General features: G+C 60.0%; 26 protein-coding genes and 1 pseudogene. 13 read left to right on the top strand and 14 right to left on the bottom strand.

Features of this window, described 5'->3' with window-relative positions; all coding sequences use genetic code 11:
* Positions 1-5: 5 nt before the first annotated feature.
* The 6 genes and pseudogenes from ACYZUD_RS10695 to ACYZUD_RS10720 all read left to right on the top strand — a co-directional run bounded on the left by ACYZUD_RS10695 (position 6) and on the right by ACYZUD_RS10720 (position 5,956).
* Positions 6-1,634 (top strand): aconitase X, encoded by a 1,629-nt coding sequence (locus ACYZUD_RS10695; protein ID WP_462025023.1) that lies wholly within the window; start codon positions 6-8, stop codon positions 1,632-1,634.
* Positions 1,627-2,292: an amino acid ABC transporter permease gene (locus tag ACYZUD_RS10700; RefSeq protein WP_462023965.1), complete on the top strand. Its 666-nt coding sequence runs from the start codon at positions 1,627-1,629 to the stop codon at positions 2,290-2,292. The genes ACYZUD_RS10695 and ACYZUD_RS10700 overlap by 8 nt, the downstream gene beginning before the upstream one ends.
* A 10-nt stretch (positions 2,293-2,302) precedes the next feature.
* Complete coding sequence (locus tag ACYZUD_RS10705; protein ID WP_462023966.1) at positions 2,303-2,938, top strand: amino acid ABC transporter permease; 636 nt, start codon at positions 2,303-2,305, stop codon at positions 2,936-2,938.
* Positions 2,931-3,653, top strand: a complete 723-nt coding sequence (locus ACYZUD_RS10710; protein WP_462023967.1) for an amino acid ABC transporter ATP-binding protein — start codon at positions 2,931-2,933, stop codon at positions 3,651-3,653. Before ACYZUD_RS10705 ends, ACYZUD_RS10710 begins: the two co-directional genes overlap by 8 nt.
* A gap of 107 nt (positions 3,654-3,760) precedes the next feature.
* Positions 3,761-4,155, top strand: a pseudogene (locus ACYZUD_RS10715) (proline racemase family protein); the annotation flags it as partial.
* A gap of 220 nt (positions 4,156-4,375) precedes the next feature.
* A complete protein-coding gene (locus ACYZUD_RS10720; protein WP_462023968.1) occupies positions 4,376-5,956 on the top strand; it encodes an aldehyde dehydrogenase (NADP(+)) in 1,581 nt (526 codons plus the stop codon).
* 141 nt (positions 5,957-6,097) lie between these two features.
* Here ACYZUD_RS10720 and ACYZUD_RS10725 read toward each other — a convergent pair whose 3' ends face one another.
* Complete coding sequence (locus tag ACYZUD_RS10725) at positions 6,098-7,105, bottom strand: Ldh family oxidoreductase (protein ID WP_462023969.1); 1,008 nt, start codon at positions 7,103-7,105, stop codon at positions 6,098-6,100.
* A gap of 641 nt (positions 7,106-7,746) precedes the next feature.
* Here ACYZUD_RS10725 and ACYZUD_RS10730 point away from each other — a divergent pair.
* The 5 genes from ACYZUD_RS10730 to ACYZUD_RS10750 all read left to right on the top strand — a co-directional run bounded on the left by ACYZUD_RS10730 (position 7,747) and on the right by ACYZUD_RS10750 (position 10,325).
* Positions 7,747-7,953, top strand: coding sequence for a hypothetical protein (locus ACYZUD_RS10730; RefSeq protein ID WP_462023970.1), 207 nt, complete (start codon positions 7,747-7,749; stop codon positions 7,951-7,953).
* Between the two features lie 314 nt (positions 7,954-8,267).
* Positions 8,268-8,747: a hypothetical protein gene (locus ACYZUD_RS10735; RefSeq protein ID WP_462023971.1), complete on the top strand. Its 480-nt coding sequence runs from the start codon at positions 8,268-8,270 to the stop codon at positions 8,745-8,747.
* A 156-nt stretch (positions 8,748-8,903) separates the two neighbouring features.
* Positions 8,904-9,134 carry a DUF6555 family protein gene (locus ACYZUD_RS10740; protein ID WP_462023972.1) on the top strand — a complete coding sequence of 77 codons (231 nt, stop codon included), beginning with the start codon at positions 8,904-8,906 and terminating at the stop codon, positions 9,132-9,134.
* 81 nt (positions 9,135-9,215) lie between these two features.
* Complete coding sequence (locus ACYZUD_RS10745; protein ID WP_462023973.1) at positions 9,216-9,836, top strand: hypothetical protein; 621 nt, start codon at positions 9,216-9,218, stop codon at positions 9,834-9,836.
* Between the two features lie 6 nt (positions 9,837-9,842).
* Complete coding sequence (locus ACYZUD_RS10750; protein ID WP_462023974.1) at positions 9,843-10,325, top strand: hypothetical protein; 483 nt, start codon at positions 9,843-9,845, stop codon at positions 10,323-10,325.
* Between the two features lie 96 nt (positions 10,326-10,421).
* On the opposite strand, the gene ACYZUD_RS10755 is transcribed toward ACYZUD_RS10750, so the two are convergent.
* Both ACYZUD_RS10755 and ACYZUD_RS10760 read right to left on the bottom strand, forming a co-directional pair.
* Positions 10,422-10,619 carry a YbdD/YjiX family protein gene (locus tag ACYZUD_RS10755; RefSeq protein WP_093223403.1) on the bottom strand — a complete coding sequence of 66 codons (198 nt, stop codon included), beginning with the start codon at positions 10,617-10,619 and terminating at the stop codon, positions 10,422-10,424.
* A 15-nt stretch (positions 10,620-10,634) separates the two neighbouring features.
* Entirely contained in the window at positions 10,635-12,692 is a 2,058-nt protein-coding gene (locus ACYZUD_RS10760; protein ID WP_462023975.1) for a carbon starvation CstA family protein, read from the bottom strand.
* 379 nt (positions 12,693-13,071) lie between these two features.
* On the opposite strand from ACYZUD_RS10760, the gene ACYZUD_RS10765 reads away from it, so the two are divergent.
* Both ACYZUD_RS10765 and ACYZUD_RS10770 read left to right on the top strand, forming a co-directional pair.
* A complete protein-coding gene (locus ACYZUD_RS10765) occupies positions 13,072-14,433 on the top strand; it encodes a cache domain-containing protein (RefSeq protein ID WP_462023976.1) in 1,362 nt (453 codons plus the stop codon).
* A 26-nt stretch (positions 14,434-14,459) separates the two neighbouring features.
* A complete protein-coding gene (locus ACYZUD_RS10770) occupies positions 14,460-15,092 on the top strand; it encodes a response regulator (RefSeq protein WP_462023977.1) in 633 nt (210 codons plus the stop codon).
* Between the two features lie 182 nt (positions 15,093-15,274).
* Here ACYZUD_RS10770 and ACYZUD_RS10775 read toward each other — a convergent pair whose 3' ends face one another.
* The 11 genes from ACYZUD_RS10775 to ACYZUD_RS10825 all read right to left on the bottom strand — a co-directional run bounded on the left by ACYZUD_RS10775 (position 15,275) and on the right by ACYZUD_RS10825 (position 26,443).
* Positions 15,275-16,609 (bottom strand): OprD family porin, encoded by a 1,335-nt coding sequence (locus tag ACYZUD_RS10775; protein ID WP_462023978.1) that lies wholly within the window; start codon positions 16,607-16,609, stop codon positions 15,275-15,277.
* A gap of 123 nt (positions 16,610-16,732) precedes the next feature.
* A complete protein-coding gene (locus ACYZUD_RS10780) occupies positions 16,733-17,617 on the bottom strand; it encodes an NAD(P)-dependent oxidoreductase (protein WP_462023979.1) in 885 nt (294 codons plus the stop codon).
* Between the two features lie 60 nt (positions 17,618-17,677).
* The gene (locus ACYZUD_RS10785) at positions 17,678-19,063 is read right to left on the bottom strand and encodes an MmgE/PrpD family protein (RefSeq protein WP_462023980.1); all 1,386 of its coding nucleotides are present in this window, start codon (positions 19,061-19,063) and stop codon (positions 17,678-17,680) included.
* Positions 19,064-19,111: 48 nt separating this feature from the next.
* Positions 19,112-19,891, bottom strand: coding sequence for an SDR family NAD(P)-dependent oxidoreductase (locus tag ACYZUD_RS10790; RefSeq protein ID WP_462023981.1), 780 nt, complete (start codon positions 19,889-19,891; stop codon positions 19,112-19,114).
* A complete protein-coding gene (locus tag ACYZUD_RS10795) occupies positions 19,888-20,736 on the bottom strand; it encodes an N-acyl homoserine lactonase family protein (RefSeq protein ID WP_462023982.1) in 849 nt (282 codons plus the stop codon). The genes ACYZUD_RS10790 and ACYZUD_RS10795 overlap by 4 nt, the downstream gene beginning before the upstream one ends.
* Positions 20,737-20,969: 233 nt before the next feature.
* Complete coding sequence (locus ACYZUD_RS10800) at positions 20,970-21,725, bottom strand: carboxymuconolactone decarboxylase family protein (protein WP_462023983.1); 756 nt, start codon at positions 21,723-21,725, stop codon at positions 20,970-20,972.
* Positions 21,726-21,792: 67 nt separating this feature from the next.
* Positions 21,793-22,182: a cupin domain-containing protein gene (locus ACYZUD_RS10805; protein WP_462023984.1), complete on the bottom strand. Its 390-nt coding sequence runs from the start codon at positions 22,180-22,182 to the stop codon at positions 21,793-21,795.
* The gene (locus ACYZUD_RS10810) at positions 22,179-23,090 is read right to left on the bottom strand and encodes an NAD(P)-dependent oxidoreductase (protein ID WP_462023985.1); all 912 of its coding nucleotides are present in this window, start codon (positions 23,088-23,090) and stop codon (positions 22,179-22,181) included. Before ACYZUD_RS10810 ends, ACYZUD_RS10805 begins: the two co-directional genes overlap by 4 nt.
* A gap of 24 nt (positions 23,091-23,114) precedes the next feature.
* The gene (locus ACYZUD_RS10815) at positions 23,115-24,449 is read right to left on the bottom strand and encodes an MFS transporter (RefSeq protein ID WP_462023986.1); all 1,335 of its coding nucleotides are present in this window, start codon (positions 24,447-24,449) and stop codon (positions 23,115-23,117) included.
* Positions 24,450-24,506: 57 nt separating this feature from the next.
* Positions 24,507-24,902 (bottom strand): carboxymuconolactone decarboxylase family protein, encoded by a 396-nt coding sequence (locus ACYZUD_RS10820; protein WP_462023987.1) that lies wholly within the window; start codon positions 24,900-24,902, stop codon positions 24,507-24,509.
* A 110-nt stretch (positions 24,903-25,012) separates the two neighbouring features.
* The gene (locus tag ACYZUD_RS10825; RefSeq protein ID WP_462023988.1) at positions 25,013-26,443 is read right to left on the bottom strand and encodes an aldehyde dehydrogenase family protein; all 1,431 of its coding nucleotides are present in this window, start codon (positions 26,441-26,443) and stop codon (positions 25,013-25,015) included.
* Positions 26,444-26,465 lie beyond the last annotated feature (22 nt).

A 26,465-nucleotide genomic window follows, 5' to 3' on the forward strand; every position in this document is an offset into this window, starting at 1 on the left:
CCGGCATACCTAGGCCAACCTCTCTGACCGGTCGCAGCCTGGTCGCCGGCGCCGCCCAGGGCGCCCTGCTGTTCGCCGATGTGGGCTTGAGCTTCTGGGGCGGGGTCGATCCGTATACCGGGGAGATCATCGACCGTCACCACCCACTCAGCGGCGAACATCTGGCCGGTCGTGTGCTGGCCATTCCCAGTGGCCGCGGTTCGTGCACCGGCAGCAGCGTGCTGATGGAACTGATCAGCAACGGTCACGCGCCGGCCGCACTGGTACTGGCCGAAGCCGATGAGATCCTGACCCTTGGCGTGCTCGTGGCACAGACCATTTTCGAGCGCTCCCTGCCGGTGCTGTGCATCGGCCGGGAGGCCTTCGCTGCCTTGCGCGGCCAGCATGGCAAGGCCGCCCAGGTCGCCATGCAGATCGTCCTGCGCATGGCGCAACTGCAAGGGGCTCGTCGTCTGGTGGATGTCACTCAGGCACACATCGACGGCTGTATCTATACCGGCCCTGCCAGCCTGCGTTTTGCCGAACAATTGGTGCAGTGGGGCGCAAAAGTGCGGGTACCGACCACCCTCAATTCAATTTCCGTCGACCAGCGCCGTTGGCGTGAGTTGGGCATCGACCCGACGCTCGGCGAACCGGCCAGTGCCTTGGGCGATGCTTATATGGCGATGGGTGCACAGCTCAGTTTCACCTGCGCGCCCTACCTGCTCGACAGCGCGCCGAAGGCTGGCGAGCAAATCGTCTGGGCCGAATCCAACGCAGTGGTCTACGCCAACAGCGTGCTCGGCGCACACACCCTGAAATACCCGGATTACCTGGATATCTGCATCGCCCTGACCGGTCGCGCGCCCCTGATCGGCTGCCATCTGGACGCGCAACGCAAAGCGGGTCTGCTAATCGAGTTGCCCGCGCTGGGCACACTGGACGATGCCTTCTACCCGCTGCTCGGCTACCACATCGGCGCGCTGGCGGGCAGCCGGATTCCTTTGGTGCTGGGACTGGAACAGCGCAAGCCGAGCCTGGACGACCTGAAAGCCTTCGGCGCAGCTTTCGCCACCACCTCCGCCGCGCCGTTGTTTCATATCGCCGGGGTGACACCGGAGGCACTCGATCCGGCACAGGTTCTGGAGCCGGACCTCACGCTGCCGGTGGAGAAAATCCGCCTGCAGGACCTGCTGCTCAGCTGGCATGAACTCAACAGTGCCCGCGACAACCGGGTGGATGTGGTTTCACTGGGCAACCCGCATTTCTCACTCAGCGAGTTCGCCCACCTGGCGCGGCTGTGTCGCGGTCGGCACAAACACCCGGACGTGGTCCTCGCCATCACCTGTGGCCGTGCCGTACTGGAGCAGGCCCGCGAGGCCGGACATATCGCGGTGATCGAAGCCTTCGGCGCCACGCTGGTCACCGATACCTGCTGGTGCATGCTCGGCGAGCCGGTGATCCCGCTGGCCGCAAAAAACCTGATGACCAACTCGGGCAAGTACGCCCATTACGCACCCGGACTGGTCGGTCGCAAGGTGCACTTCGCCAGCCTCGCCGAATGTGTCGACGCGGCCTGCGCCGCCACGGCCAGCGGTCGTCTGCCAGCCTGGTTGCAACCTGCCGCCCACCTGGAGAGCCACGCGCATGTTTGATTACACCTTCCAATGGCGCTCGGCCTTGCGCGCCCTGCCGGACATGCTCGCCGGTGCCCTGGTCACCTTCGAGACGGCGGCGCTGTCGATGATTTTCGGCGTGCTGATCGCCCTCGCCCTGACGGTGATGCGCGAAACCAAAAACCCGCTGCTGCGCGGTATCGGCAACGGCTGGGTGTCGATCGCGCGCAACACACCGTCGCTGTTCCAGATCTACGTCCTCTACTTCGGCCTTGGCTCGCTGGGTTTGCATGTCAGCTCGTGGCTCGCGCTGCTGGCCGGGATCACGTTCAACAACGCGGGTTACCTCGCGGAAAACTTCCGCGGCGGCCTCAAGGCCGTGCCCGGCACGCAAGTGCGCGCCGCGCGTTCGCTGGGCATGAGTGCCTTCCAGGCCTACCGGATGATTATCGTCCCGCAGCTGCTGCGGATCGTGTTCTACCCGTTGAGCAATCAGATGGTCTGGGCGGTGCTGATGACGTCGCTGGGGGTGATCGTCGGGCTGAACAATGACCTCACCGGGGTGACCCAGGATTACAACGTCAAGACGTTCCGCACCTTCGAATACTTCGCCATTGCCGCGGTGCTGTATTACCTGATTGCCAAGGCGATCGTCGCGACAGCCCGGCTGATGGCCTGGCGGCTGTTCCGTTACTGAGGACGTGACCATGTTTACCACCAGTTTTTCCGGGAATGACCTGCTGTTCCTGCTCAATGGCGCCTGGGTCACCCTGCAACTGACGTTCTGGTCGATCATCCTCGGCTCGCTCGCCGGGCTGTTATTCGGCTTGTTGCGAGCGCTGTTGCCACTGGCCTGGGTGCTGGACGTGTTTCGCAGCGTGCCGTTGCTGATTCAGTTTGTGCTGTTCAATTCACTGAAAAGCATCGTCGGTCTGAACATCAGCGCCTTCAGCGTCGGCTGCATCGTGCTCGGGGTTTACGCCGCCGCGTACTTCACCGAGATCGTGCGCGGCGGCGTGCTCTCGGTACCGTTCACCGTGCGCCGGGCCAGTCGTTCGCTGGGCCTGAGCTTCCTGCAGGACCTGCGCTGGATCGTCCTGCCGATGGCCACGCGCGTGGCGTTTCCCGGCTGGCTGAACCTGGTGCTCAGTGTGATGAAAGACACCGCGCTGGTGATGTGGATCGGCATCGTCGAACTGCTGCGCGCCTCGCAAACCATCGTGACCCGCATCCAGGAACCGCTACTGGTGCTGTGCATCGCGGGCCTCATCTATTACGTCATGAGCCTGGTGGTCGCTCGCCTCGGCGCTCGTCTGGAAAGAAGGTGGCAAGAAAATGATTGAGATCGACAACGTACACAAATCCTTCGGCGACCTCGAAGTGGTCAAGGGCGTCAACCTGACGGTGAGCAAGGGCGAGGTGGTGTCGATCATCGGCGGCTCCGGCTCGGGTAAATCGACCCTGCTGATGTGCATCAACGGCCTGGAGCCGATCCAGAAAGGCAACATTCGTGTCGACGGCGTCGAGGTCCACCACAGCGGCACCGACCTCAATCGCCTGCGGCAGAAGATCGGCATCGTGTTCCAGCAATGGAACGCCTTCCCGCACCTGACCGTGCTGGAAAACGTGATGCTGGCGCCGCGCAAAGTGCTGGGCAAGAGCAAGGCAGAAGCCGAGGAACTGGCCGTCCGGCAACTGACCCACGTCGGTCTGGGTGACAAGCTCAAGGCCTTTCCCGGCAAGCTCTCCGGTGGCCAGCAACAGCGCATGGCCATCGCTCGTGCCCTGGCGATGTCGCCGGACTACATGCTGTTCGACGAAGCCACCTCGGCCCTCGACCCGCAACTGGTGGGCGAGGTGCTGGACACCATGCGCATGCTCGCCGAAGACGGCATGACCATGGTCCTGGTGACCCACGAGATCCGCTTCGCCCGGGATGTGTCCGACCGCGTGGCGTTCTTTCGCAATGGCCTGGTGCATGAAATCGGCTCGCCGGACCAGGTCATCGGCAACCCGGTGCACGCGGAAATCGCGGCCTTTCTGAAATCAGTGAAGTAACTGATGGCCGCATCGCGAGCAGGCTCGCTCCCACAGGGGAATGCGATCCATTGTGGGAGCGAGCCTGCTCGCGATGCGGCCCCAACAGACAATAGAAGGAGTAAGCCATGCGCTCATCGAAAGTCATTCATGTAGTCAGCTGCCACGCCGAAGGCGAAGTCGGCGATGTGATCGTCGGCGGTGTCGCGCCGCACCCGGGGCCACCGTATGGGAACAGTCACGCTGGATCGCCAGGGATGAAACCCTGCGCAACTTCGTCCTCAACGAACCTCGCGGCGGCGTGTTCCGGCACGTCAACCTGCTGGTGCCGGCCAAGGACCCGCGGGCACAGATGGCCTGGATCATCATGGAACCGGCGGACACCCCGCCGATGTCCGGCTCCAACTCGATGTGCGTCGCCACGGTGCTGCTCGACAGCGGCATCCTGCCGATGACCGAACCGCAAACCCGGCTGGTGCTCGAAGCGCCGGGTGGATGCCGAATCCGCCGCGCGCATCGCCGCCCTCGACAACGCCGTACCCGCCGCCACACGCCGGGGCGATTCGCTGGCCTGAATCAGCCAAAAGATCGCAGCCTGCGGCAGCGCCTACAGGGATTGTGCATACCCACGAACTATCGGGTGTGCGCAACTTGTGTAGGAGTTGCCGCAGGCTGCGATCTTGGCGGTTTGGCATATAGCAAAAGACATGCTTGAGCCCCCCACTTTTCGACAGGAGTTTTCCATGCCGCAGATCATCGGCCATAACTACATCGGCGGTGCGCGCAGCGCCGCCGGAAATATCACTTTGCAAAGCCATGACGCCCTTACCGGTGAAGCGCTGCCCTACTCGTTCGTGCAAGCCACCGCTGAGGAAGTGGACGCCGCCGCCCAGGCCGCCGCTGCCGCTTACCCGGCGTTTCGCAATCTGTCGGCGAACCGGCGTGCGGAATTTCTTGAGGCTATCGCCGCACAACTGGATGCACTGGACGAAGCGTTCGTTGCGCTGGTAACCCGTGAAACTGCGTTGCCGACCGGGCGCATTCAGGGTGAGCGCGGTCGCACCAGCGGTCAGATGCGCCTGTTCGCTCAAGTCCTGCGCCGCGGTGATTTCTATGCCGCGCGCATCGACCGGGCATTGCCCGAACGTCAGCCGCTGCCACGGGTCGATCTGCGCCAATACCGGATCGGTGTCGGCCCGGTCGCGGTGTTCGGCGCGAGCAATTTTCCGCTGGCGTTCTCCACCGCCGGTGGCGATACGGCTGCTGCCCTGGCCGCCGGTTGCCCGGTGGTGTTCAAGGCTCACAGCGGACATATGGCGACTGCCGAGCAAGTGGCCGATGCGATCATTCGCGCCGCCGAGCAAACCGGCATGCCCAAGGGTGTGTTCAACATGATCTATGGCGCGGGTGTCGGCGAAGCACTGGTCAAGCATCCGGCGATCCAGGCAGTGGGTTTTACCGGTTCGCTCAAGGGCGGCCGCGCCCTCTGCGACATGGCCGCCGCACGGCCACAGCCGATTCCGGTGTTCGCCGAAATGAGCAGCATCAATCCGGTGGTGGTATTGCCCGAAGCCCTGCAGGTACGGGGTGAAAAAATCGCCGGCGAACTCGCCGCGTCGGTGGTGCTCGGCTGCGGCCAGTTCTGCACCAACCCGGGATTGGTGATCGGTATTCGCTCGCCCCGGTTCAGCACATTCATTGAAACCCTCAGCGCGCTGATGGCTGAACAGCCGGGGCAAACCATGCTCAACAGCGGCACCCTCGGCAGCTATGGCAAGGGGGTGCGGGCATTGCGCGCGCATCCGCGAATCACCCACCTGGCCGGGCGCGAACAACAGGGCAAACAGGCTCAGCCGCAACTGTTCAAGGCCGACGCCAGCCTGCTGCTCAACGGTGACCCGCTGTTGCAAGAAGAAGTCTTCGGCCCGACCACGGTGCTGGTGGAAGTGGCCGACAGCGCTGAACTGCAACGGGCGCTGCAGAGCTTGCACGGCCAGCTCACCGCCACACTGATTGCCGAAACCGGTGACCTGCAAACCTACGGAGAGCTGCTGCCATTGCTGGAACAGAAAGTCGGCCGGGTGCTGTTCAATGGCTACCCGACCGGCGTCGAAGTCTGCGATGCGATGGTGCATGGCGGTCCCTACCCGGCGACCTCCGATGCCCGTGGCACCTCGGTCGGCAGCCTGGCCATCGACCGGTTCCTGCGCCCGGTGTGCTACCAGAACTGCCCGGATGCGCTGCTGCCCGACGCACTGAAAAACGCCAACCCGCTGGGAATCGCCCGCCTGGTCAATGGCAGCAGCCACCGCGACCCGATTTAAAAGCACCACTCAAACCAGCAGGAAGCTACCTGCGGGAGCGAGCCTGCTCGCAATGAGGCCATCAGGTTCAACATCTTCGTTGATCCATACGCCGCTATCGCGAGCAGGCTCGCTCCCACAGAATTGGGTATTCCATTTCATTCAGTTCAACAACGCCTTCAAGTCGTTGTACAAGGCCTCGGGAATCTGCACGCCGTCTACCAGGCTGCGGGCTCGCGCCTCATAGCGCCGTTGCGACGGCAAGCGTGCCCCCTGCCCTTCAATGCTCTCGAACAAGACTTCGGCGCGGGCCAGGTGCCGCTCGGTGGCCTCACCGAGAAAGCGCCGCGGATCAAGTGCGATGATCAACTCGCCATGGTACGGCGACGACTTGCTGCCGGCGTCGTAAGCCAGGGATTCGGCACTGGTCAAGTCACCGATCAACGGCCCGGCGATCAACTCCACCATCGCCGCCAGCGCCGAGCCTTTGTGCCCGCCAAACGTCAGCATCGCGCCGGCATCGAGCACCACGTTCGCATCGGTACTCGACTGCCCTTGCGCGTCCACGCCCCAGCCTTCGGGAATCGCTTTGCCGGCACGCCGGTGCAACTCGATATCGCCACGGGCAATCGCACTGGTGGCAAAGTCGAACACAAAAGGATCCTGACCCGAACGCGGCCAGCCGAACGCAATGGGATTGGTCCCGAACACCGGTTGACTCCCTCCCGCAGGCGCGACCCAGGCATGGCTGGGATTACAGGCCAGCGCCACGAGCCCGACAGCGGTGAGCTGCTCGATCTCGACCCACAATGCGGAAAAATGCACACAGCGATTGATCGCCAGGGCCGCAATGCCGTTTGCCCGGGTTTTTTCCTCCAGCAATGGCAGGCCTGCCTGGAACGCCAGTTGGGAAAAACCGCCCGCCGCATCGACCCGCACGATCGAAGGTGCCTGGTCGATCACCTGCGGCGCGGCATCGGCCACGACCTTGCCGGCCCTGAGCGAATTGACACAGCCCAGAATCCGGTACAACCCATGTGAGGCGCAGCCATCGCGCTCGCCAGCGATCACCGTGGCGGCGACCGCCTGAGCGTGTGCAACGTTGAAACCATTGTGCAGCAGGATCGATTCGGCCAGCGTGCGCGCTTCGGTCAGAGACAGTCGGATCATCATCAACTCCTTGGTCAGACCGATCAGACTGGCGCATTGCAGGAACCGCGGCTTGATCGTTTTAGGCTTGGTCGATGACGAATTCGGCACATGTCCAAAGCTGCCGACCGCCCACGGTAACGTCCGCTGCGGTGAAGCAATCTACTGGATGGATGGGGGAGCGATTCAGAGGGTGCAGCCACGGGAAAAGAAAGGGGATCAATGAGCCCAATGCGCAGGTGCGCGAGCAGTTGGCCAAAGTCGCAGCTACATATCCCTGTATTGGCATCAGACTCATTGATCGTTGCCCAGCTCAATGTTGGGCGATTTCCATTGAACCGCAATGGAGATGCATAAGTGCCTTAACAGCAACCCTGCCCTCTTTTTTTAACAAAGCATTCCCTGCACGTCTAATCACCTTTTTTCCGCCCTTATAGGCTCAGGAAATATCCCCTTCAAAACAGGTCGCGATAGAGGCAATAAGCCACGCCACCATTCGTCGCTTATGAAAACGTGGCGGCGAATACTTGACCCTGTCTGGCTTAAGGATTGCTAAGTAGGCCGGTAGCGGCCCCAGAACGACGTAATTCTGACGCGGCGGCAATCACATTAACGCTTAGGACGCCAGCGAAACGCCTGGTCAGTCACCCGGGAGATGTAACGTGTCAACTCTCAATGAAATCGCAGCGAACCACGCGAGAATGGCGAAAGCACTGGCAGGAGAGTCGACCGAAATGTGTGAGCGACAACCCCAGGTAGTGGGTAGTTTCGAAGTCTCATCCAACGATGAGCAACAGCACATTCCCCTGCACCTGATCGCCGGCGTGCAGGACAATCCCCTCGGACTGGCAGCTGGCTACCTGGCCTGACTGTGCTTGATTCGGCTATCCACCCGCTCGACGCGAGTGTCCATCAGCTTGATGGTTTGATCCTTTAGCGCCCTTCGCCATTCAGGCGATGCTCGGCCAGATCGGTGTTGATTCGCTCTCAAGGATCAACTCCGACGCTTTAATTCTTGCGGCGACATTCCCTCATATCCCGTTCGGTATTGTCTTCGCTCGCCTCGGATTCTGTGTCAGTTGCAGTAGGCAATAGAAATAGTGGCATATCGCCTGTATCCTCCTTGGATCCACAGACGTTACGGGCACGTTTCGTACTGAATTTCAGTTTCAAGGAAGATGATATGAATACAGACAAACAGGTCATGATCGCCGCGGGTGTGGGTGTTATCGGCGTGTTGGTGGGCTCATTGATCAGTGGCATTTTCGCTTATCAGACCAGTCAGTCGCTGGTCGACATACAGCGCGCAACCATGAGGTCCGAAGCATCGTTAAAGCTCTTGGAGTACAGATCCAAGGCATACGAGCTTATTACCGTCGCCAGAAGCAAGATGAACGCGGGCAAGCCGGGGGATGTTGAACTTGATGATGCCGCCATGGAACTTGGAAGAGCCGCAGCAATGTGTGCCGCCAGATTCGGTGAAAGCGCCTCCAGACTATGCCTGGAGCTTCAAGTATCTGCTAACCGGTTCGCCAAGGCAGAACAACCGGACAGCAAGAAAGTTTACCAGCAAGAAATATTCGACAAGCTTGAAAAAATAGAGCGCATTTATCGCTCGTCGCAAGAAACTTATATAAGCGAAGCGCTTGGAAGTGCTCATTAGAAGTAAACGCGAAAAATACGCCGGGCATGCCCGACGGCAGGAAGTTTGGCGGGGCAATAGAAACCTCCACATCGGCCGCAATGGACAGGCATCCGAAAAAGAAAAGGAACTGGCATTACGCCACCAATGTCGTAGCGGCATCACCTGGAGAATCGGATGACCTGCGCCCGGCATTTTCAAATCACCTACAGCTTCAACAAGACCCGGCACGTTTTTGTCCAGCAGGACTCCCACATGAGCGAAGAAGATGCCTGGTACTACGCGTGCCTGCACGCTGGTGTGGGTCTTTTATATGGTGAAATCCACACTCAGCAAAATGGCGCGCAACTACGCGAGCATGCTGAAAAGTCCGGTTTGACACAGGTCAAATGGGAGGAACTCCCGTAATGGCGGGAGTTCACGCCAACCAGCAGAGATCGCAACCTCCCGCTACGCTCAACTCAACATCTACAACAAAAGGTAGACACCATGCCTTTGTATCTGAGGTTATCCGCCTGTGTCTTGAGTGTACTTCTCCCGATGCTGCTTGCTGTAAGCAGCGCTCAAGCAGAAGTCAAAAACTGCGAATGCGAATTCAATAGCCGGGACTATCAGGCCTACGGCACCAGAGGTGCCTGTGGTGTATTCATGTACGACAAAGCCAGCATCTGCGAGATCTCCTTCGCAGGCACAGGCGCCAATCCCGAAGTGTTGGACTCGATGCTGGGAACCGGTACTCAACAGGCCCAACTGGACGTTTCTCCCGATATATTCAGCCGCTACCTCGAGTTCGTTCGCACTGGCGATACCAAGCGCCTTAGCGAGCGTGAATTCATAGAGCGCAGCTTACCTGTGCTTGCACGCGCCAGCCTGTTTCGTGCGGCCCCACAAATAGCCGAAGCACCGATCAAGCAGCTGGATGCCCTGGTGCAGGATTTGGCTCGCAAATACAGCGGTGAGTTGGAAGCGGTCTTCCTCGGTGAAAAAGAACCACGCACCTTGAAGTGGGATTCCGAGAGTGACGTCGAAATAGGTCGCGGCTATGTCCAGATCAATTACAAAAAAGATGTACGACTGCGCGTTCTTTACTTCTCGCAAGCACAGAGGTGAAGGCTGATGAACTTCACATGCCTTGAAGAGCTGTCGGACCTCGACCGGACTGGTTTGATCGCAGCAATGATCGGTGCCGCGATTCTGCTGCTCATAGGCCTTGGCTTATCCTTTCGCCTGAAACTCTGGCAGGCACTCACGGAAATCATCTACGACAACATCCACTTGAAGTTACCGCCCCCCCTGCTTTGCGTGATGACAAGCTTCGCCGTGTTGGGAGGCATCTATTGGTGGCTGAATAACCAATACCCGGCCGACAGTATCGTGTTCAGTTCAAAGCCCTGGACACTGGGGGAGATCAAGCAGCGATTGGAAACGGTGTCGGGGGTGGATGTTCAACTCAAGGGCGACGTGGCGAGTTTCGCGATCGATAGACGCATCAGCGGAGCCTGTGCCAGTGATGTGCTGAAATCGATTTGCGACAACTACCGGGACAGGCTTGTTTGCCGCAATGAACCGGGGCGAGTCATCATCGAGCGTAAACCCTGACCCCTTTTGACACGCGCAAAAAAAACGCCGCTCAATGAGCGGCGTTTTTGTTTTTGGCAGTTGAATCGAGTTCAGCCTTGAGGCCTGTGTCGCCCATCAACAGCACTTCGGCCCGGCCTTGCTTCCGTAACGAGCCTCCTGACGTTCGCGAAAGAACGCCTCGTAGTCCATCAGCGGTTTGTCCGGGTGTTTGCTCTGCATATGCTCGACGTAGTTGTCGTAGTCGGGCATGCCGACCATCAGGCGCGCGGCCTGACCGAGGTATTTACCGAGGCGACTCAGGTCATTGAACATGCTGCAATCCCTCGATCAAGCTTGCGGTATCGCCTGGTATGGCGCTTCTTTATCCGTGCGTTCCTTGGTACCCCAGGCGGCAATACCGACCTTGAGTGCGAAGAACAGGATGCTGAACACCACGAACAGGAACAGCGCGGTCAACGTCGCGTTGGTGTAGGCGTTGTAAATCACGTGCTGCATCTGCTCGATGCTCTTGGCCGGCGCGAGTACCTGACCGTTGGCCAGGGCGTCGCTGTATTTCTTCGCCAGTGCAAGGAAACCGATTGCCGGATTGGCGTCGAACAGTTTGATGAAACCGGCAGTGGTGGTGCAGATCAGCAGCCAAACCGCTGGCAGCATGGTCACCCACACGTAGCGCTGGCGCTTCATTTTGATCAGCACAACGGTCGCCAGCATCAGCGCAATACCGGCCAGCATCTGGTTGGAGATACCGAACAGCGGCCACAAGGTGTTGATGCCACCCAATGGGTCGATCACGCCTTGATAAAGCAGGTAACCCCACATCGCCACGCAACCGGCGGTGGCGATCAGGTTGGCGGTCCAGGATTCGGTGCGTTTCAGCGCCGGCACGAAGGAGCCGAGCAAGTCCTGCAGCATGAAGCGTCCGGCACGGGTACCGGCGTCGACCGCGGTCAGGATGAACAGCGCTTCGAACAGGATCGCAAAGTGGTACCAGAACGCCATGGTGTTTTCACCCGGCAGGACACTGTGCAGGATCTGCGCGATACCGACCGCCAGGGTCGGCGCACCGCCGGCACGGGCCAGGATCGTGGTTTCACCGATGTCCTTGGCCACTGCTTGCAGGGCTTCCGGAGTAATGGCGAAGCCCCAGCTGCTGACGGTCTGAGCGACCGAAACAGCGTCGGAGCCAACAATCGCCGCCGGGCTGTTCATGGCGAAGTACACGCCTGGCTCGATCACCGAAGCGGCAACCATTGCCATGATGGCCACGAAGGACTCCATCAGCATGCCGCCGTAACCGATGTAACGGGCATGGCCTTCGCTGGCCAGCAGCTTCGGCGTAGTACCCGAAGCGATCAGCGAGTGGAAACCCGAGACCGCGCCACAAGCGATGGTGATGAACAGGAACGGGAACAGACCGCCCTTCCATACCGGCCCGGTGCCGTCGATGAACTGGGTCAGCGCCGGCATTTTCAGCTCGGGCATGGTGACCAGGATGCCGATCGCCAGGGCGACGATGGTGCCGATTTTCAGGAAGGTCGACAGGTAGTCACGTGGAGCCAGAATCAGCCACACCGGCAACACCGCAGCGACAAACCCATAGCCGATCAGCATCCAGGTGATTTGCACACCGGTGAAGCTGAACGCCTTGGCCCACACCGGATCAGCAGCAATCTGCCCACCGAGCCAGATCGAACCGAGCAGCAGAAACACGCCGATGACGGAGATTTCACCGATACGGCCCGGGCGGATATAGCGCATGTAAATGCCCATGAACATCGCGATCGGGAGGGTCGCCATCACCGTGAACATGCCCCACGGGCTTTCGGCCAGGGCCTTGACCACGATCAGCGCCAGCACCGCGAGGATGATGATCATGATCAGGAAGCAGCCAAACAGCGCGATGGTGCCGGGGATACGGCCCATTTCTTCACGGACCATGTCGCCCAGTGAACGACCATTGCGGCGGGTGGACATGAACAGGACCATGAAGTCCTGAACCGCACCGGCCAGCACCACGCCGGCAATCAGCCACAGCGTGCCGGGCAGATAGCCCATCTGCGCGGCCAATACCGGACCGACCAGCGGCCCCGCGCCAGCGATGGCAGCGAAGTGGTGACCGAAGAGCACGTGTTTGTTGGTCGGCACGTAGTCCAGACCATCATTGTTGAGTACGGCGGGAGTGGCGCGATTGGGATCGAGCTGCATCACCTTGTTGGCGATGAACAGGCTGTAATAGCGGTATGCGACGAGGTAGATAGCGACTGCTGCGACTACGATCCAGAGGGCGTTGATGGCTTCGCCGCGGCGCAAGGCCACGACACTCAGCGCAAACGCTCCCAGGACAGCCACGGCAAACCAGGCGAGGTGTTTAGCCAGACGGGGCATAGCGTGTCTCCTGCCGACAGCCAGTGGACTGCGGCGGTAATTTTTTATAATTGTGTCCGCTGTGCGGAGCTGGCCCAATATCCGCGCATGCCGTCTACAAATAAATCCGCGTTACTACGTACGTGGCATCTACGTAGTTCTACGTAGATGACATGAATCTGCCAGTTGAAATGCCCCCCTGTGGGAGCGAGCCTGCTCGCGAAAGCGGTGGGTCAGACGACATCAATGTTGAATGACAGATTGCATTCGCGAGCAGGCTCGCTCCCACAGGTTTGCATTTCATCACGGCCGCAGGTCATTCCGTCCAGCAGCGCTACTGGGCGCACGTATCTATGGCATATGATGCCCGGCGTTCGCCTTCCCCCGGTCAGGAGCAGAGATGCAGCTCAAACACAAAATCGTCGCGCTCGGGATTCTGCCGCTGGTGTTGGCGATCGCCGTCATCTGCGCGCTGGTGATTTCGCTGAACCGTCAGTTGGGTGATCAACAGGCGCAACTGATCGAAGACAGCATTCTGGCCAGCAAGCGCGCCGAACTGAAAAACTACGTCGAAATGGCGCAAAGCCTGATCGCCCCGCTGTACGACGACGGCCACGGTGATGCGCGCGCCCAGCAACAGGTGCTGGAGGAACTGCGCAAACTCAGCTTCGGTATCAATGGCTACTTCTTCGTGTACGACCGCGAGGGCCGCAGCCTGATGCACGCGCGCCAGGCCGATCTGGTCGGCCAATACCTGTGGGACATGAAGGACCCGCACGGCCTGCCGGTGATTCAGGCACTGCTCAAAAGTGCGCAATCGGGCGAAGGGTTTCAGCGCTACGCCTGGAACAAACCCTCTTCCGGCCAAGTGACCGACAAGCTCGCCTACGTAGTGATGCTCGACCGTTGGGGCTGGATGCTCGGCACCGGCATTTACCTGGAGGACGTTGAACGCGCCACCCAGCAGGCCCGTGACGAAGTGGCCATGGGTATCCGCAAAACCATGCTGGCGATTGCCGTCGTGGCCCTCGTGGCGGTGCTGTTTGTGTTCGCCAGCGGCATGACGCTGAACGTCAGCGAGCATCGTCTGGCCGACAAAAAACTGCAGCGCCTGACCCAGCGTATCGTCAGCTTGCAGGAGGAAGAGCGAACCCGGGTTTCCCGTGAGCTGCACGACGGCATCAGCCAGGTACTTGTTTCCATCAAGTTTCAATTCGAACTGGCCAGCCATGTGCTGGAGAGCGGACAAGACAAGGGCCTGGGTATTTTGAGGGAGGCCACGGAGCGTCTGGGCGAAGCGATTGGCGAAGTCCGCAGCCTCTCTCACGACCTGCGCTCATCCTTGCTCGACACCCTGGGCCTGTCCGCAGCCATCGGGCAACTCGCCGCAGAATTCGAGCAGCGCAGCGGGCTCACGGTGACCTACAACGATAATGAATTTGACTGCCACCTGGTCGATGGCGCGGCGGTCTCATTGTTTCGCATCGTCCAGGAAGGCCTGACCAATATCGAACGCCACGCCCAGGCGACAAACGTCTCCATTACCCTGCACGGCTCTGAACAATCCATACGGCTGACGGTGGTCGATGACGGTATCGGTTTCAATGTCGGCCAGGTCGAACGTCGGCAAGCGGGCATTGGCCTGCGTAATATCCGTGAACGTGTCGAGCATTTTGGCGGTCAGTTCGCCCTGATATCGATGCCGGGAAGAAGTGAGCTGGACGTTCTGCTACCGATGAAAATGCCCGGCGCAAAACGCTGACCCCACAACAAGAGTGAATGCCCGCGATGAACCTGCCCTACCCGATCCGCGTCGCCCTGGTCGACGATCACTCGCTGGTCCGCGACGGAATCAAAGCACTGCTGGCGGTCATGGCCCCCCTGGAAGTGGTGGGCGAAGCCGAGAATGGCGCCGATGCCATCGAGATGGTCGGGCGCTGCCAGCCAGACCTGTTGCTGGTCGACATCAGCCTGCGGGACATGAACGGGCTTGAACTGACGCGGGTGTTACGCAGCCAGTACCCGGCGCTGAAGGTGCTCGTGCTGAGCATGTACGACAATTATGAATACGTGAGTGAATCGGTTCGCGCGGGCGCCAGTGGCTATGTTCTGAAGAACTCCCCGTCACGGGAAATCATTGCGGCGATCGAAGCCATTGCCAGTGGCGGAACGTTCTACAGCGCTGAAATCGCCCAGCGACTCATCGCCGATAAAAGCACCGACAACGAGCTGACGCCGCGCGAGAGCCAGGTGTTGTACAAGATGGCCCAAGGCTTGAACAACAAGGAAATGGCCCGTGAGCTGGACATCAGCGTGCGCACGGTGGAAACCCATCGCTTGAGCATCCGCCGTAAACTCAACATCGACAAACCGGCGGCCCTGGTCAAGTACGCGATCGATCACGGGATCATCTCCCGGTAGCAGGCAATAACACTCAATGGAAACCCGGGAAATTTGTAGGAGCGAGCTTGCTCGCGAAGGACTTCAGGGCACCGCGTACATTCAGGCAGCCCTCGTCATCGTTAACGTCCATCGCGAGCAAGCTCGCTCCTACAAGTGACCGGCATAAACCTCATCAGCCGGGTTTTTCCCTTAGCGTGGCGTTACATGAAGTTGTAGGTGTAGTTGAAGATCAATCGGGTCTGATCCTGGTCGGCGATATTCGTGCCGCCACCACGATAGGTACCGTGACGCACTGTCGTGCCGAAGCCTTTGAGTGCGCCACTCTGGATGACGTAATCAACCCGCATGTCGGTTTCCCATTCTTTCTGATCGGCGCCACCGGCCGCGACGGACTTGATGTCATCGCCGCGCAGATAAGCGATCGAGGCCTTCAGGCCCGGCACACCCATCGGCGCGAAGTCATAAGAGTACTGACCGAAGGTGGTGTTCTCGCCCGCTCGCGCGAACTGGTTGATCACGCTGTCGGTGAACAGATAAAAACTGGCACCGCCCGCCCCCTCATTCGCCAGATTGCCCTGGTTCAACCAGACAAAACCACCGTCGTCGGATACCCGCTGATGACCGAGCATCAGTGCATTGCCACCCAGGGTGTAGGTGAACATCGCCGTCCAGGTCTTGTTGTCGACCTCGCCCGGATTTTTGGCGTAGCCGCCATTGTTGTTGAACATGTAGCCAGCCGTGCCGTTGGCACCGTCGGAGCTGCTGTCGAAATAGCGCAGATCGGTTTTGAAGGACTGGTCATCACCGATGGGCAGCACATGTACCAAACCGAGAAAGTGCTGTTTGTAGAAGTCTTCGAGGTTCGAGTAATAGTACTGCAACGTCAGGTCTTTGGTGACTTTCCAGTCGGCTCCGCCGAAACGGAACTGGTTGCTTTCCTCGGTGCCGCCGGCAACGGACAGACCGGTCCGGTTACTCGACGCACGCCCCGTTGCATGCTCAAGCTGGCCGGCCACAAAGGTCAGGTTGTCGATTTCCTTCGAGGTGATCATGCCACCCTCGAAGGTTTGCGGTAGCACCCGCGCATCGTTGGCCACGAGGATAGGCAGATTGGGGGCCAGGGTGCTGCCGTAACGGGCTTCGGTCTTGGAGAAGCGCGCCTTGGCGGTGGCACCCATGCGACTCCATTCATCCACCGCCGACCCGTCGCTGTCGCTGGGGGTGAAGCTGTTGTTATCGGGATGGTGGCCTTTACCGCCATCAAGGTGAATGCCGACCAGCGCTTGAAGGTCCAGGCCGAAACCGACAGCCCCCTCGGTGAAGCCCGACAAATAGTCCAGTTTGAAACCCTGGGCCCATTCGCGCTGGTCGGCACCGCCCTCCCGGTTGTCGTTGTCGTAGTAGAAATTTCGTGCAGAGACACTGGCTTTACTGTCTTCAAGAAAGGCGGCGTTGGCTGCCTGACTCAGGGTCACGCCCAAGGTCAAACTGGCCAGCGCGATGGATGCAGAGAGCGACTTATTGTTGTTGTACATGTGTACTCCTGAGGTGCATTTTTATTATGAGTGAATCATTCGGCACTACTTCGCCCGACAGCCCCTCTGAAGGGGGCCGCAGTGATAGGGTTGCTACAGCGATTTTTGCTACAGGCGCCTTTGTTAGAGGCCCGCCCACGCTTCGATGTCGAGCACCAGCTCAGTCAGGTCACGCTTGCCGCCGTCTTGCAGCGCCGCGACATTCCACATCTGGCGCAGGCTGCTGCCCACCCACATCGGCACACCCAGCGCCTGGCATTCATCGACCGCCAGGCCGATGTCCTTGCAGACGCTGCCAATGGGAAAGCCAAAGTCGAAAGTGCGCGGCAGTACGTGTTTGGGGAATTTATCCAGGGTCGCGCCGTTCTTGCCGCTGCCGGCATTGATCACCGACATCATCACTTCGGGATCGAGCCCGCCCTTCACCCCGGCGACGAAAGCCTCGGCGGTGATAGCAAAAGCGGTGGTCGAGAGCATGTTGTTGAGCAGCTTGAGCAACTGCCCTTGCCCGGCCTGCTCGCCCACCACGAACACCTTGCCGAAGACATCGAACAGATCGCGCACCTCGGCGATGGCGCCAGGCTTGCCCGCGACCATCATGGCCAGCGTGCCTTTTTGGGCCCCGGCTGCGCCGCCACTGACCGGCGCATCGACGGTTTCAATACCCCGAGCCAAAAGGCCTGCTGCGACTTCCTGTTCAACGCGTGAGCCAACCGTCGACAGGTCGACCAGAATCCGCACCGCAGTACCCTCGACGATGCCATTGGCGCCTAAGGCCACGGCTTTGAAAATCGGCGGATTGGGCAAACTGGTGAAGATGATTTCAGCACTGTTCGCGACCTCCAGGACGCTTTGCGCAACCCGTGCGCCCAGCGCCGACAACTCATCCAGCGCCTTCGCATCCGTGTCGAAGATCACCAGTTGATGGCCCTGCTCGATCAAACGTCGAGCCATGGGCCGCCCCATGACACCTACCCCGATAAATCCAAGCACTCTGTTGTTTGTCATGTCAGTTCCTGAAAATTGAAACCCGTTAAGCCGCGACCCTGTCGCGGCAGAGATCGGCATTCATCTACCGGCGGCGAGTTGCATCACGGCGCTTGCATCCGACGCCTGATCCAGTGACCACAAGGCATCGATCAGCGGCTGAACCGCGCAGCCTGAACGACCGTATTCGGCAAGTTCGCGCAGTTTGCTTTCAAGGTCCGAATCGCTGAGCGGCGCGGCCAGGCTGCCCCGCGAAACCGACACCTTGCGACACAGCGTCTGGCCGGATTGCAGAAAGACCCGGACCTGCGCCGCTTCCACCGCATAGTCGGCGTCATCGATGAACACCAGTTTTGGATACAGTGCCCGCAGCTTCGGGTCGGCGACGGCCGCATCACTGAATTGCGCAAGGCTTGCCTCCCCCGTCGACAAGACCACGGCGACAGCGTGCTGAGCACTGACCTGTGATTCACGTCCGCAGCGGATGTCTGGACGATCAGTCCGTTCGCGCAGCAGCGGGTGGCCGGTCAGCTCGACGCGCACGACGTCGTCCATCGACCATGCCCGTTCTTGATAAAGCGCTTGGCACGCCTCGATCACCGGGTTCAACACCACGCCACAGGGGTAAGGTTTGTAGGTGTTGGCCAACAACGCCCAGCGCTCCCCCAACCCCTCGCTGACCTGGAGAAAATCCGGGCATTCGCCCATGACCCGAAGGAAGCCGCGCTCACCCTCGATCGGTCGCTCGGGGCCGGCAAAACCCTCCTGAGCCAGCAGCGCGGAAAGCAGCCCGTTACGCGCCGCGTTGCCGACGCCGATGCTTTTTGACGCACTACCCAGGGTCTCCACCAGCCCCGAAGACTGGACACTGGCATTGCCCAAGGCCCACATATGCTGTTGCGCATCCAGGCCAAGCAGTTTTGCCGATCCGGCCGCCGCGCCGAAAACCCCGCACGTGGAGGTGATATGCCAGCCACGCTGGTAGTGACCTGGAGAAATCGCCATGCCCAGTCGGCACTCGACTTCAACCCCCAGGACAAAAGCCAGCAGCAGTTGTTCTCCGGTTAACGGCACCGTCTCGGCCAATGCGAACAACGCGGCGGCAACCGGTGCAGTCGGATGGATGATCGTCGGAATATGCGTGTCATCGAAGTCGTAGACATTGGCGCTCATCGCATTCAGCGAGGCGGCATTGAGGATGTCCATGCGCTCTGCGCGCCCGACCAGGCGAGCTTGCTGGCCCGAGCGAAACCGCTCGAACAACGAGATCGCCTTGGCCACATCGGGGTCATTGCACCCGGCCAGACACACCGCAAAATAATTCACCAGTGCCCGCTTCGCCTCGTGCCGCACGGTCTGAGGAATATCGCTCCACTGTGTGCGCTCGATGAACCCGGCCAGTTGTCGTGTCAGCGGCGGCGTTTCCATGGCGCGAGAAGTGTCGGGGCGAACTTCGCCTCTGGTCATGCTTGTCTCCTTCAATGTGGGTCCGGCTTTTGGCTGTCGTCGCGGGATTCAGCTGGCCAGCCAACCATCGTCCACCGGCAAGGTTGCACCGGTGATATGGGTGCCCGAGGCACTGCACAGAAACACCACCAGATCCGCCACATGCGCCGCGTCGATAAACCGCCCGGTGCCCTGTTTGCCCTGCAGGAATTCACGGGTCGCCGTGTCGCGGTCCAGTTGCTTTTGCGCCATCAACGCCGTGAGCCGGCTTTCGATATTGGCGGTCAGTACTGAACCTGGGCACACCGCGTTACAGGTGATGCCCTGCCCCTGCGTCTCCACCGCCACCGCACGGGTCAACCCGAGCAAGGCGGTTTTGGTGGTCACGTAATCGATGCGGTTGGCGATGGCGCGCGAGCCATAGGCGGAGGACATATTGATGATCCGTCCCCAGCCCCGTGCGCGCATGCCCGGCAAGGTCAACTGCACAGCGCGAAAAGCGGCGGTGAGATTGACCGCCAATGCCTGATCCCAACGCTCGCCCGGAAACGCTTCAATGGGTGAAAAGTGCCGGATCACCGCGTTATTGATCAGTACGTCAATGCCGCCCATCTGCGTCTGTGCCGCGTTTATCAGCGCCTCGGTGGCGTCGGGTTCTGTCAGATCGGCACGGACGTAGCAGGCCGCTACGCCATGCTCCCGTTCCAGTGCCTGGCAGGTCGACGTCATGTCCTGCGGCGACTCGAGTCCGTGCAGCACCAGGTTGCAACCGGCAGCGGCCAGGCCTTGGGCCATCGCCAGGCCGAGCCCGCTCGACGACCCGGTGATCAGCGCCGTTTTACCTTTCATGCCAGCGCCCTGGGTGAGCCGATACGGACCGCAAACGAAGGATCGCTCGGGTCCACCGGTGCAAAACGGTTCATGACGTCAGGATCATGCCCGGGGATGACCACCGCGCTAGGTTGTTCCTGCAGCCATTGGCGGATTTGCGCATAACCCTGGTACATGTCGGCCAGACTATCGAGCACGGCAAAAGGACGGTCCTGTTCCAGTTCTTCGTAATAGTGAATGGCGTCCGACGCGAGGATCACCGGCCCTTCAGGCATTTGCACCACAACCGCCAGTTGGCCCGGGGTATGACCGCCGATTTCGTAGAGCTCGATACCCGGGATCAAGGTGTTGCGAGGCTCGTCGAGCAAGGTGATGCGCCCCGCGTCGGCAAGCGCCTGAATGAACTGGATATCCAGAGGGTCGGTGTGGTGAGCGTACTGTGGCCGCTTGCCCATGTCCGTCGACCAGAAGTCGAACTCTTTGCGCGACATGACGATTTTCGCGTTGGGATACAGATCGAGATTGCCGGCGTGATCGTAGTGAGCGTGGGTCAACACCAACAGCTTGACCTCGGCCGGATCGATCCCCAGGCGCGCCAGTGCATCGGCCGGGGCAACCACCGGCTGACGGCGACGTGCAATGGCGGCTTCGGGGCTGAACCCGGTGTCGATGACGATGGTCTGGTCAGCGTTGCGGAAGATCCAGAAGAAATAATCCATGGTGATTTCGGCATCCGGCTCTTTGTAGGCGCGGAAGTTGTAATAGCACTCGCTTTTGGTGGTTTGCCGAGTGCCGTAACGCACGATGATGACTTCTGGATCGGTCCAGTCGGGCTTCACGGCAGCCGCTAATATGGTGTTCATATCTGACTCCTGAGGAGAAGAATGCATGGGCTTCCCATGACGCCGATCAGTTAAACGAAAATGACCCAATGTAGGAGCGAGCTTGCTCGCGATGAACTCCAGAGCCCCGCGTTTACCCAGTAAACACGCGCCTTCGTTAACGACCATCGCGAGCAAGCTCGCTCCTACAATTTCCTTGACTGATCGGCATGGTGGGCGTCCCACGCTTTTATTTTTATAGGGTTGTTTGATTGCTACCGGGTCTCGCCAAGCGCCTGTTCGAGCATCGGCGCCGCCAGCAGCGCACCGTGTATGCCGATGACACTGACGATCTCCAGCATCTCCATGATTTCCTCGGCCGTCGCGCCATAGCGCAACGCGTTTCGCATGTGCAGTTTCAAACCCGGAACATAGAGGTGAGTGGCGGCGGCATCGAAGGCGCAGTAGATCAGTTCCTTGATCTTCGGCGGCAGGACACCGGTGCGCCAAGGCACCGAAGAAAAGTCGACATAGGCTTCGAACAACTCCGGGTCGAGCTCCAGCAAACCTTCCCAGGACGAATGCCAATAGCCACGGTTTTTCACGAAGCTGTCCTTGAGCGCTTCGCGCCTGGCATCCCGCGGTGCCGGTCCGTTGCGCAGCCCTTCCTCCTCCAGCACTTCCAGCAGCACCGGCACGCCGACGTTCGAGGCATGGATGCCAACGGTGCTGATCAACTCCAGCACTTCCATCAATTCTTCAGCGGTGGCGCCATGCTTGATCGCCGCGCGCAAATGCTCCTGAACGCCCGGCGCATACAAATGCGTGGCAGCGGCATCGGCGGCAATGGCGATGAAGGATTTGACCTTGTTCTCCAGGTGGTTCTTTTTCCACGGGACCGCAGCAAACCCCGAGTACGCTTCGAGAAAACCGGCATCCAGACGCAGGATGCTGTCCCAAGCCGGGCTCCAGGCACCGCCCGCATAAATGAAAGCCTGTTTTACGTGCTGCTGTTTTTGCGTAAGCATCATCGTCTTTCCTTCATCAAGGGACCCCGGCGAACGGCACCGCCCGCCGGGATATCGGGCTATTGACCGGTCATCGCGCTGCGCGCAAATAGTCCTGATCCGAGACCGCTTCCTCCCAGACGGTTTTACCGATGGAGGTCGCCAGATGGACCATGAAGTTGGTGGTATTGGCGCCGTGCCAATGGCGCTCGTGCGGACCGATCCACACCGTGTCGCCCTGGCGAATGACTTCGGGCTCACGGCCTTCGATGCAGATCCAACCGCTACCGGCGCTGACGTAGAGCACCTGGCCTTGCTCATGGCTGTGCCAGAAGGTGCGTGCACCCGGTGTGAACGACACGTTGTTGATCGTGACACCGTCAGTGGTCGGCATCACCGGATCGGCCCAGACCACTCCGGTGAATGTCGACGACCGTTGCTCTGAAACGGCGCCACTGGCGTTACCGTGAATAACCTTCATGCCTTGCCTCCTGATGGTTCTGTGTGAAGCCGGATGCCGCCGGACATGTCGCCAATGGCATCCACTACCTTGTTGCTGATCTGGTCGCCGTAACCCAAGGCCACTTGCAGGCCGAAACTGGCCAGCGGCCCGGACGCATTGAGTGATGCGACACCGAGTTCACGGGCGCGCTCGATGTAGAGCACGACGTCCTTGCTCATCAACTTGCCGGTCAGGCCGCCTTCCAGGTAGTTGCCATCGACGATGTAGGGAAAGCGGTTCTGTGTAGCGAAGTTGACGCCGCTGCTGCTGTTGAGCACATCCAGCAGGCGGTGCAGGTCGAGCCCGGCTTTCTTGCCCGCGATCATCACCTCGGCGGTCGCCGCCAGGCTGACCGCATTGAGGAAGTTGTTGAGCAATTTGGTGGTGTGCCCGCTGCCGCTTTCGCCCATGTTGAACACCTTGCTGGCGATGGGTTCGAACACCCAGCCGAGCGCCTCGATCGTGGCAACGTCACCGCCCACCATCAGCGTCAACGTGCCCTTCTGCGCGGCAGCGGCGCCGCCGGAAATACCGGCATCGACATACTGCACGCCACGCTTGGCGAACAGGTCGCTCAAGCGGATGGTCAAGCTGGCGGCGGCGGTACTCAAGTCAACAATCGTCTGGCCTTCACGGCAATGCTGCAGAAGGCCGTCGACGCCCTCCACCACCGCTTCAACCACTTTGCTGTCCGGCAGCGACAACAGAATGACGTCGGCCCTGTCCGCAATCTCGCGGATCGAGGCGGCCGGTTGAGCGCCGGCCGCCTGCACCCGCGCTGGATCGGTGTCGTAACCGAGCACAGTCAAGCCCGAGTCGACGAGGCAGCGCGTCATTCTGCCGCCCATGTTGCCGAGTCCGACAAACCCTATTGTTTTGTTGCTCACGGCAGTTCTCCTGATGTTCAAACGTCAGAAATCCACGTCTTTGGTTTCCGGCCCCATGAACGCGCCCAGCGTGCCGATGATTCCGCCGATGAACAGCAGGACCGCAGGCGTGACAGTGAAGGGCATGACCAGGCCGAGCCAGTTCATGTAGAAAGCGTAAAAAGATGGAATGATCACCGACAGGCTGAAGCCGACACCGAAGCCCGTCGCCCGCACATCCGTGACAAAACGCTCATTGATGTAGGTCACGATCACGCCCCACGGCGCGGTCACCACCACCGACAACAGGCAGACCAGGAACATGATCAGCGGCAAGGACAGCCCCGGGACATTGGCCAGCACGTACATGATCGCGGCGCCCAGAATCGCAATGGTCGGCCCCAGAATCAGGAAGAAACGGCGCCGGCCGATTTTCTGTCCCAACATGCCCGAGGCGATGTAGCTGAAGAACAGCACGGAGTAGGAAATCAGCAGCGTGGCAGTCACTTCAAATCCGGACAGGTGCAGGGTTTTCACCAACAGGCCGGTCGGCAGGAAAATGGTGATGATGTTTTGCGTCAGCCAGAAACCGGTCATCATGACCAGCACCTGCAGCAGGTTGCGGCCGCTTTTGCCGCGCAGCAGATCCGTCAACGGCAACTTGTCCTTCGGCTTGCTGGCGTCCACTTCCCAGATTTCGGATTCAGACACCGCAAACACGTAGTACAGCGCCAACACCCCGGCCAGCAGCGCGCCGACTACGAACGGAATGCGCCAGCCCCATTGCACATAGGGCGAGTCGATGCCGGCCAGGGGGAAGAGCGCGAACATCAACATCGCCACCAGGTTGATGCTGACGTAGGCGAGCGGGAAACCGGCAATGATCAGCCCGCCGACAAAACCACGCTGGTGCTTTTTCGAATACTCGATGGCCAACGGCATGGCCCCGGTATAACCGCCGCCGAGAAAAATCCCGTCGATGAACCGTAGCAACACCAGCAGCAAGTAAGACCAGACGCCGATGCTGTCATACCCCGGCAGCAGCGCGATCAATAGCGTGACCACACCAAAGCCAGTCACCGAATAGATCGAAGCCATCCGCCGCCCCGTTGTATCGGCGATCATGCCGAACAACAGTGCACCAATCGGTCGCCCCAGCAGCGTGGTGATAAACACCAGCGAAGCGAGAATGGCTTCCATGCCCGGCGACAGGTTGGTCGGCTGAAAATAGAACAACACCGGCGCCAGAACCACGACCGGCAAGTAGATATCGAACATGTCGATGTACTCAGAGAAAAACGCACCTTTGATGGCGTTTTTCCTCTTCTTTTCTATCGACTGCTCCGACTCGATCGGTCGGACAGGTGCATAAGTAGCCATGACGTTTCCTTATAATTATTGTTGAGACGTTAAGCGTCGTATCGAACAGCGTTGAGATCAGTGCTTCTCGGCTTGTGCCTCGTAGGCCTTGATCGCTTCAGAGGCGACCCGGAATGCAGCAAGCCCCACCGGGACACCGCAATACACAGACGCCTGCATCAGTACCGCGCGAATTTCCTCCTTGGAAACCCCGTTCTTGAGTGCGCCCTTCACATGAACAGAGAGTTCATGGTGCTGACTCATGGCCGTTAACAGCGCCAGGTTAATGATGCTGCGCGTCTTGAACGGGAGCGTTGGATCGCCCCATATCTCGCCCCAGCAGTATTCGGTGACGAGCTTTTGCACGGGACGGTTGAAGTCGTCGGCCGACGCCCAGGATTTCTCGACATGGCTTTCGCCCAAGACTTCCTTACGATTGTCGAAGCCTTTATCAAAGCGGTCGTTATCTTCCATAGTCTCTCTCCAGCAGATTTATCGTAGTATCGAGTTATTGTCATACAATCAAAACAGGCAAATTTTTTTGATGCGGATTTCCCGCACCAAAAAGGTTGTCACCTTGAGACTTAGCCGCCGGCGTAGCCGACCATGGCTTTGACTTCGAGGTATTCGCGCAACCCGTACTCGCCCCATTCCCGCCCGTTGCCGGACTGCTTGTAGCCGCCGAACGGTGCAGCGAAATCGGCGGGCGGATAATTCAAATGGACGCTGCCCGCCTGCAGGGCGCGCGCCACCTGACGGGCTCGTGCCAGGTCAGCAGACTGCACATAGGCCGCAAGACCGTAGTTCGTGCCATTGGCGATCGCAATGGCCTCGGCTTCGGTGTCGTAAGCGATCATCGAGAGCACGGGACCGAAAATCTCCTCCTGCGCGATGGTCATCTCGGGGGTGACCCCGGCGAATACCGTAGGCTTGATGTAATAGCCGCGAGAGATACCGTCCGGCAGACCCGGCCCACCAATCACCAATTGCGCGCCCTCATCGATACCGGTTTGAATCAGCGCCTGTACGCGTTTGAATTGCGCGTGATTGACCACCGGCCCCAATTGAGTCGACGCCTCGGAAGTCGGGCCGACGCTGAAGGCCTGCGCTGCACGTTTGGCGATCTGGATCGCATCGGCCATCAATGCCCGGGGAATCAGCATTCGGGTAGGAATCGAGCAGGACTGCCCGCTGTTGGTGAAGCAGGCCGCGACCCCTCGGGTCACGGCGTCTTGCAGATTGACGTCGTCGAGCAAGATATTGGCGGATTTCCCACCCAGCTCCTGAGCCACTCGCTTGACCGTCTCGGCGGCGGATTTCGCCACCAGCACGCCCGCTCGCGTAGAACCGGTGAACGACAGCATGTCGATACCCGGATGCGCAGCGATGACCGCCCCGACACCGGGCCCGTCGCCGTTGACCAGATTGAACACACCCGGTGGTACGCCTGCCTCATCAAGGACTTCGGCGAACAGCAGCGCACTGAGCGGGGAGTACTCACTTGGCTTGAGCACCATGGTGCAGCCGGCCGCCAACGCGGGGGCAATTTTCACCACGATCTGATTGATCGGCCAGTTCCAGGGCGTGATCAGCCCACAGACCCCAACCGGTTCGAAGCGCAACATCGTGCTGCCTTGAGGCTCCTCGAACCGGAAGCGCTTGAGCACCTCGATCAGTTGATTGAGATGCAGCGGGCCGCGCGGGACCTGACCGTTACGAGCGAAGGTGATCGGTGAGCCCATTTCCACGCGCATCGCTTCGGCGAATTCTTCCTGGCGACGCTCATAAATGGTCACGATCCGTTCGAGCAAAGCGATGCGCTCGGCAACACTGCGCCCGGCGTAATCGGGTAACGCGGCACGGGCCGCCGCCACTGCGCGGTCGACGTCAGTGGCATTGCCCAACGCCAGACGATCGACAACGAGTTCGGTGGCCGGATCGATGACGTTGAACCATGTGGGAGAAGCCGGCTCCACCCACTCACCGCCGATATAAAAACTGGCTGCACGAGACATTCGATTCACTCCGTTACTGAAT

It is taken from the genome of Pseudomonas sp. XS1P51 (assembly GCF_054897845.1).

Coding starts and splice junctions, on each gene's coding strand:
- ACYZUD_RS10700 (WP_462023965.1), top strand. CDS start 1,627: ATGTTTGATTACACCTTCCAATGGCGCTCGGCCTTGCGCGCCCTGCCG.
- ACYZUD_RS10705 (WP_462023966.1), top strand. CDS start 2,303: ATGTTTACCACCAGTTTTTCCGGGAATGACCTGCTGTTCCTGCTCAAT.
- ACYZUD_RS10710 (WP_462023967.1), top strand. CDS start 2,931: ATGATTGAGATCGACAACGTACACAAATCCTTCGGCGACCTCGAAGTG.
- ACYZUD_RS10720 (WP_462023968.1), top strand. CDS start 4,376: ATGCCGCAGATCATCGGCCATAACTACATCGGCGGTGCGCGCAGCGCC.
- ACYZUD_RS10725 (WP_462023969.1), bottom strand. CDS start 7,105: ATGATCCGACTGTCTCTGACCGAAGCGCGCACGCTGGCCGAATCGATC.
- ACYZUD_RS10735 (WP_462023971.1), top strand. CDS start 8,268: ATGAATACAGACAAACAGGTCATGATCGCCGCGGGTGTGGGTGTTATC.
- ACYZUD_RS10740 (WP_462023972.1), top strand. CDS start 8,904: ATGACCTGCGCCCGGCATTTTCAAATCACCTACAGCTTCAACAAGACC.
- ACYZUD_RS10745 (WP_462023973.1), top strand. CDS start 9,216: ATGCCTTTGTATCTGAGGTTATCCGCCTGTGTCTTGAGTGTACTTCTC.
- ACYZUD_RS10750 (WP_462023974.1), top strand. CDS start 9,843: ATGAACTTCACATGCCTTGAAGAGCTGTCGGACCTCGACCGGACTGGT.
- ACYZUD_RS10755 (WP_093223403.1), bottom strand. CDS start 10,619: ATGTTCAATGACCTGAGTCGCCTCGGTAAATACCTCGGTCAGGCCGCG.
- ACYZUD_RS10760 (WP_462023975.1), bottom strand. CDS start 12,692: ATGCCCCGTCTGGCTAAACACCTCGCCTGGTTTGCCGTGGCTGTCCTG.
- ACYZUD_RS10765 (WP_462023976.1), top strand. CDS start 13,072: ATGCAGCTCAAACACAAAATCGTCGCGCTCGGGATTCTGCCGCTGGTG.
- ACYZUD_RS10770 (WP_462023977.1), top strand. CDS start 14,460: ATGAACCTGCCCTACCCGATCCGCGTCGCCCTGGTCGACGATCACTCG.
- ACYZUD_RS10775 (WP_462023978.1), bottom strand. CDS start 16,609: ATGTACAACAACAATAAGTCGCTCTCTGCATCCATCGCGCTGGCCAGT.
- ACYZUD_RS10780 (WP_462023979.1), bottom strand. CDS start 17,617: ATGACAAACAACAGAGTGCTTGGATTTATCGGGGTAGGTGTCATGGGG.
- ACYZUD_RS10785 (WP_462023980.1), bottom strand. CDS start 19,063: ATGACCAGAGGCGAAGTTCGCCCCGACACTTCTCGCGCCATGGAAACG.
- ACYZUD_RS10790 (WP_462023981.1), bottom strand. CDS start 19,891: ATGAAAGGTAAAACGGCGCTGATCACCGGGTCGTCGAGCGGGCTCGGC.
- ACYZUD_RS10795 (WP_462023982.1), bottom strand. CDS start 20,736: ATGAACACCATATTAGCGGCTGCCGTGAAGCCCGACTGGACCGATCCA.
- ACYZUD_RS10800 (WP_462023983.1), bottom strand. CDS start 21,725: ATGATGCTTACGCAAAAACAGCAGCACGTAAAACAGGCTTTCATTTAT.
- ACYZUD_RS10805 (WP_462023984.1), bottom strand. CDS start 22,182: ATGAAGGTTATTCACGGTAACGCCAGTGGCGCCGTTTCAGAGCAACGG.
- ACYZUD_RS10815 (WP_462023986.1), bottom strand. CDS start 24,449: ATGGCTACTTATGCACCTGTCCGACCGATCGAGTCGGAGCAGTCGATA.
- ACYZUD_RS10820 (WP_462023987.1), bottom strand. CDS start 24,902: ATGGAAGATAACGACCGCTTTGATAAAGGCTTCGACAATCGTAAGGAA.
- ACYZUD_RS10825 (WP_462023988.1), bottom strand. CDS start 26,443: ATGTCTCGTGCAGCCAGTTTTTATATCGGCGGTGAGTGGGTGGAGCCG.